The following is a 5215-nucleotide window of genomic DNA, read 5'->3' as shown; positions in this document are numbered from 1 at the left end:
CTCCACAGCCTGGGCGGCGCTGCGGGCCTTGGCCAGGTCGAGGTCGATGGGTTTCTCGCAGAGCACCGCCTTGCCCGCCGCCACGGCGGCCAGCAGCAGGTCGATGTGGGTGTCGGTGGGCGTGCCGATGACCACGGCGTCGATGTCTTCGCGGCTGAGCACCGCCGCGCAATCGTAGGCCGCCTCGCAGCCCAATTGACGGCTGAGCGCATCGACGCCTTCGCGCCACGGGTCGGCCACCAGTACCAGCGTGGCATTCGGGTGAGCCGCGACGTTGGCGGCGTGGATCTTGGCGATACGCCCGGCACCTAGAACGGCGATACGTAGCATGGTTGAACTCCTGATGTTGTTTTTAAGGGAGCAGTGTTTTTGATGAGGCGTCAGCTCGGAAGATTGAACGGCGTAACGATCTGCACCTGCGACGGCGCAATCGGCCCGGTCTTCCATAACCGGTGGTACTGCAGGATGTGCAGGAACACGTGGCGGGCATCGATCTGCAGGTTATGGTCGATGATCGCGGCAATTTTCTCGTCGATCAGCAGTTGACGGTTTTCTGCGTCGAGGTCGTGGCCGATAAACACGTCCAGCGGGCGACCAAGGGCGGCAAAGGCGTCGACAATCGCCAGGTTGCCGCCGCCGACGCTGTACACCGCCCTGAGGTTTGGGTACCGGTGCAACGCCTGGGTGACCCGCTCAAACGTGCGGTCGTACACGCCGTAGCCGCCACCGATATCCAACACCCGCAGGTGCGCGGCGCGCCCGCGGAGCCAGGCGCGAAAGCCCATCTCGCGTTCTTCCTCGCCCCGGAACAGCTCGCTGCCGATCACCACTGCCACGTCCTGGGGCTGCGCCGGTAACCAACGCGACATCAGGTAGGCGGCGGTCTGGCCGGCGGTACGGTTGTCCATGCCCACATAGCCGATACGCTCGCTGTGCGGCAGGTCCGTGACCAATGTCACCACCGGAATCCCCGCCGCAACCAGCTGCTTGACCGCCTGGTTCACCGCTGGCTCATCGGCGGCCTTGAGCACCACGCCCTGGCTGCCGGTTTCCAGGCAGCGCAGCAATTGATCGTGCATGGCCTGGGGCTCGATTTCTTCGAACAGGTGAAACCGCGGTGCAATCCGGAACGGCGCCAGGCTGGCCAATTGCGCGACGATCGCCGCCTGTACCGCCGCGCTGAAGCGCTGCGGCGTGTGCATGATCACGTCGACATGGAAAGTACGCCCGACGGCCAGGCCGTTCTTCTCCTGGGCCTCCAACTCATCCAGCGCCTGCTCGATCCGTCGCCGGGTCTGGGCGTGCACGCTGCCGCGCTGGTGCAGCACGCGGTCGACCGTGGCTTTGCTGACGCCCGCCTGGGTCGCGAGCTGCTTGATGGAGAAGTGTTTTGCGCGTTCGAGCATAGGTTTGGCCTGAGGCGTTTTTGAGGTCTTTTTTAGGCGTTACTGAGGTTTGGCAATGCTAGTCTCAGTTTTGCCCGGCGTCGAGCCGAGTGACCAAAAAACAAAAACCCAGGAGAACCGCATGCCCCTCACCGATCTCGCCCGCTCGTTCAGCGGCCAATACTTTGTCGTCACCGGCAGCACCCAGGGCCTGGGCGCGGCGGTGGCCCACACCCTGGCCCGGCGGGGTGCGGCCGGGCTGATCATCTGCGGGCGGCGTCGCGCCCAGGGCGAAGAACAGGTGCGGCAGCTGGCAGCGTTGGACTGCCAGGCATTTTTCGTCGAGGCCGACCTGGAAAAGGTCGAGGATTGCCGCGCGATCATCGCCGCCGCGCGCACCCATTTCGGCACCTTGCACGGGCTGGTGAACTGCGCCGGGATGTCGGACCGCGGGACCATTCTGGACACCTCGCCCGAGCTGTTCGATCGGCTGATGGCGGTGAACGTGCGTGCGCCGTTTTTCCTGATGCAGGAAGCGCTGAAACTGATGATCAGCAACGGCGTGGAAGGCGCCGTGGTGAATATCCAGAGCGTCACCGGGCATGGCGGGCAGTCCTTCTTGAGCGCTTATGCGGCGTCCAAGGGCGCGCTGGCGATCCTGACCAAGAACGTCGCGTTCAGTGCGCTGCGCAACCGCATCCGCGTCAACGGCTTGAACATCGGCTGGATGGATACCCCCCACGAGGACGAAATCCAGCGCCAGTACCACGGCGCGCAGGACGGCTGGTTGGCCAAGGCCGAACGCGCGCAGCCGTTCGGGCGCTTGCTCAAGCCCGAGGAAGTGGCGCAAAGCGTGGCGTTTTTGCTGTCCCGTGAGTCGGGGATGATGACCGGTTCAGTGATCGACCTGGAGCAAGGCGTGGTCGGCTGCACCGATGGCGGCAGCCCGCAACCGCATCAGGCCCTGAGCCTGCCAGGAGGTGTGTGATGTCGGCGTTCGTAAGCGCAGACGCGGTGCACATCGAGGATTTCGACCGGGTGTGCGCGCAGCAGGCGCGTGTCGAGGATTATCCGCTGGCAGCTGAAGTGCTGAGCAATGTGCCGATCTATCAGGCCCAGATACTGCGCAACAGCGACCGCCGCACGGTGATGAATGAACTGCACCGCCTGTTTCGCGAGGGTCCGGGCGTCATGGTGGTGCGCCGCGCCTATGAAGACCTGGAAGTGGTGGACCGCCACAGCCAGGTGTTCGAGGCGATTTTTGCCCACGAGGCCATGCAGGCTGTGGCCGCCGACCATTTTGCCAAGGCCGGCAGTAACGGGCGGATCTGGAACTCGCTGCAAAAGGCCGCGTTGCAGTCGCCGGCGTCGTTTGTCGAGTACTACGCCAACCCGCTGCTGGGGCTGATTGCCGAGGCGTGGCTGGGCCCGGGTTATCAGGTCACGGCGCAAGTGAACGTGGTGCACCCTGGCGGTCAGGCCCAACAGCCGCATCGCGACTATCACTTGGGCTTCCAGACAGACGAGGTGGTCGAGCGCTTTCCCCTGCCCTTGCATCAGCTGTCCCAGTACCTGACGCTACAGGGCGCGGTGGCCCATTCGGACATGCCGCTGGAGAGCGGCCCCACCCAGTTGCTGCCGTTTTCCCAGCAATACCCGTTGGGCTACCTGGCTTGGCGGCGCGCGGAATTTATCGACTACTTCCAACGGCACGCGGTGCAGCTGCCATTGGGCAAGGGCGACCTGCTGTTCTTCAACCCGGCGCTGTTCCATGCGGCCGGCACCAACCGCACGGCCGACTGCCAGCGCATGGCCAACCTGCTGCAGATCTCCTCGGCGCTTGGCAAGCCGATGGAAGCCCTCGACCGCGACCGCATGATGCTCGCGGTGTACCCGGCGCTGCTGGGCAATCCCGCCCTGGACGCCCAGGCCGTCGAAGCGGTGGTTGCCTGCACCGCCGACGGTTATTCCTTCCCGACCAACCTCGACACCGACCCACCGCTGAAGGGCCTGGCCCCGCAGACTGGGCAGGAGCTGATGCTGCAAGCGCTTAAAGAACGCTGGGTGTATGCCGATTTCGCCGAGGCCGTGGCGCACCTGCGGGCCAAGCGCCAGGCGTGAATTCTGATGCTTTGACAACAACAAAAATAACGGAGCAACACCATGAAAAAACACTTCCTTGCGGCACTCTTGACCTTGGCCGTCAGCCCATGGGCGCTGGCCGATATTCGGATCGGCGTGAGCATCGCCCAGGTCGACGATGTGTTCCTCGCACAAATGCGTGACTACATGGCCGCCCACGCCAAGCAGTTGCCCGGCGTGACCCTGCAATTCGAAGACGCCCAGGGCGACGTGGTGCGCCAGCTCAACCAGGTGCAGAACTTCACCGCCCAGGGCATGGACGCGATTATCGTCAACGCCGTGGACACCGCCGCTACGCAGAAAATGACGGTCAATGCCCAGGACGCGAAGATCCCGCTGGTGTACGTCAACCGCCGTCCCGAGTTCAAGCAAGTGCCACCTGGCGTGGGGTATGTGGGCTCGGATGAGGTCAAGGCGGGCGAGATCCAGATGCGCTACCTGGCCGAGAAAATGGGCGGCAAGGGCAACCTGGCGATCATGCTCGGGCTGCTGTCCAACAACGCCACCCACAACCGTACGCAGGGGGTTAAAAACGTACTCAAGGACTACCCCGACATCAAGATCGTCGAGGAACAGAGCGCCGAATGGCAACGCAGCAAGGCGATTGACCTGATGAACAACTGGATCGTGTCCGGACGCAAAATCGACGCAGTGGCAGCCAACGCCGATGAGATGGCCATCGGCGCCGCCATGGCGATCAGCCAGGCCGGCATGCAGCCGGGTAAAGACATCCTGGTCGCCGGCAGTGACGGCGGCGCGGCCGGGCTGGATGCGGTGAAGAAAGGCCAATTGCTGGTGACCGCGTATCAGGACAACAAAGGCCAGGCCGTGGGCTCGATTGACCTGGCGATAAAGATGGTGAAAAAACAGCCCTACGTGGCGGAGCTGACCATTCCTTACCAGCAGATCACCAAAGAGAACTACCAGGCGTTTCTGAACCCTTAAGGGTGAGTGGGCTTGTCGTGGCGTGCGCGCCTGCTTATCAGCACGTCGCGAGAACCCGAGCAAGGCAGCCGCCGCACTGGTTTTGTGAAATATCTGTCCGTAGACTGCCGCCATACCCCCACTTGAAGGCGGCGAAAAAAACCTGATGCAAGTTACCGAAGTCTCGATTGCCCACTTGCGCGCGGCGCTTGAAACCGGCCAGACCACTGCCGTTGAACTGGTCCAGGCTTACCTGGCGCGCATCGATGCCTATGACGGCCCGCAGACCGCTACCGCACTCAACGCCGTGGTCGTGCGCAACCCCGAAGCCTTGAAGGAAGCCGAGGCCTCAGATGCACGCCGGGCCAGGGGCGAAACACTTGGGCCGCTGGATGGCATTCCCTATACCGCCAAGGACAGTTACCTGGTCAAAGGGCTGACTGCCGCCTCGGGCAGCCCGGCCTTTGCCAAACTCGTGGCTCAGCGCGACGCTTTCACCATCGAACGCCTGCGCGCCGGTGGCGCCATCTGCCTGGGCAAGACCAATATGCCGCCGATGGCCAATGGCGGCATGCAGCGCGGTGTGTATGGCCGCGCCGAAAGCCCGTATAACGCCGACTACCTGACCGCGCCGTTCGCCTCGGGCTCATCCAACGGCGCCGGCACCGCGACCGCCGCAAGCTTTGCGGCCTTTGGCCTGGCGGAAGAAACCTGGTCGAGCGGGCGTGGCCCGGCGTCCAACAATGGCCTGTGCGCCTACACCC

6 protein-coding genes are annotated in these 5215 nt (G+C 63.8%); 4 read left to right on the top strand and 2 right to left on the bottom strand.

All coding sequences use genetic code 11. The annotated features are described in order from the left end of the window. A partial coding sequence (locus WBR57_RS11900; protein WP_424083994.1) for a Gfo/Idh/MocA family oxidoreductase occupies window positions 1-330 on the bottom strand: 330 nt, incomplete at its 3' end. A gap of 50 nt (window positions 331-380) precedes the next feature. After that, on the bottom strand, window positions 381-1406 hold the full coding sequence (locus WBR57_RS11895; RefSeq protein ID WP_424083993.1) for a LacI family DNA-binding transcriptional regulator: 1026 nt from the start codon (window positions 1404-1406) through the stop codon (window positions 381-383). 121 nt (window positions 1407-1527) lie between these two features. Here WBR57_RS11895 and WBR57_RS11890 point away from each other — a divergent pair, with 121 nt between their 5' ends. From WBR57_RS11890 to WBR57_RS11875, 4 genes are all read left to right on the top strand, one after another. Continuing rightward, on the top strand, window positions 1528-2373 hold the full coding sequence (locus tag WBR57_RS11890; RefSeq protein WP_424083992.1) for an SDR family oxidoreductase: 846 nt from the start codon (window positions 1528-1530) through the stop codon (window positions 2371-2373). Next, window positions 2373-3506: a phytanoyl-CoA dioxygenase family protein gene (locus WBR57_RS11885; protein ID WP_424083991.1), complete on the top strand. Its 1134-nt coding sequence runs from the start codon at window positions 2373-2375 to the stop codon at window positions 3504-3506. The genes WBR57_RS11890 and WBR57_RS11885 overlap by 1 nt, the downstream gene beginning before the upstream one ends. 42 nt (window positions 3507-3548) lie before the next feature. Then, the gene (locus WBR57_RS11880) at window positions 3549-4472 is read left to right on the top strand and encodes a sugar ABC transporter substrate-binding protein (protein ID WP_424083990.1); all 924 of its coding nucleotides are present in this window, start codon (window positions 3549-3551) and stop codon (window positions 4470-4472) included. Between the two features lie 142 nt (window positions 4473-4614). Next, window positions 4615-5215, top strand: a 601-nt coding sequence (locus tag WBR57_RS11875) for an amidase family protein (RefSeq protein ID WP_424083995.1), incomplete at its 3' end; no start/stop codon positions are given.

The organism is Pseudomonas sp. (genome assembly GCF_049590575.1).
Taxonomy (GTDB): Bacteria; Pseudomonadota; Gammaproteobacteria; order Pseudomonadales; family Pseudomonadaceae; genus Aquipseudomonas.
This window is presented reverse-complemented; position numbering and strand designations above follow the sequence as displayed.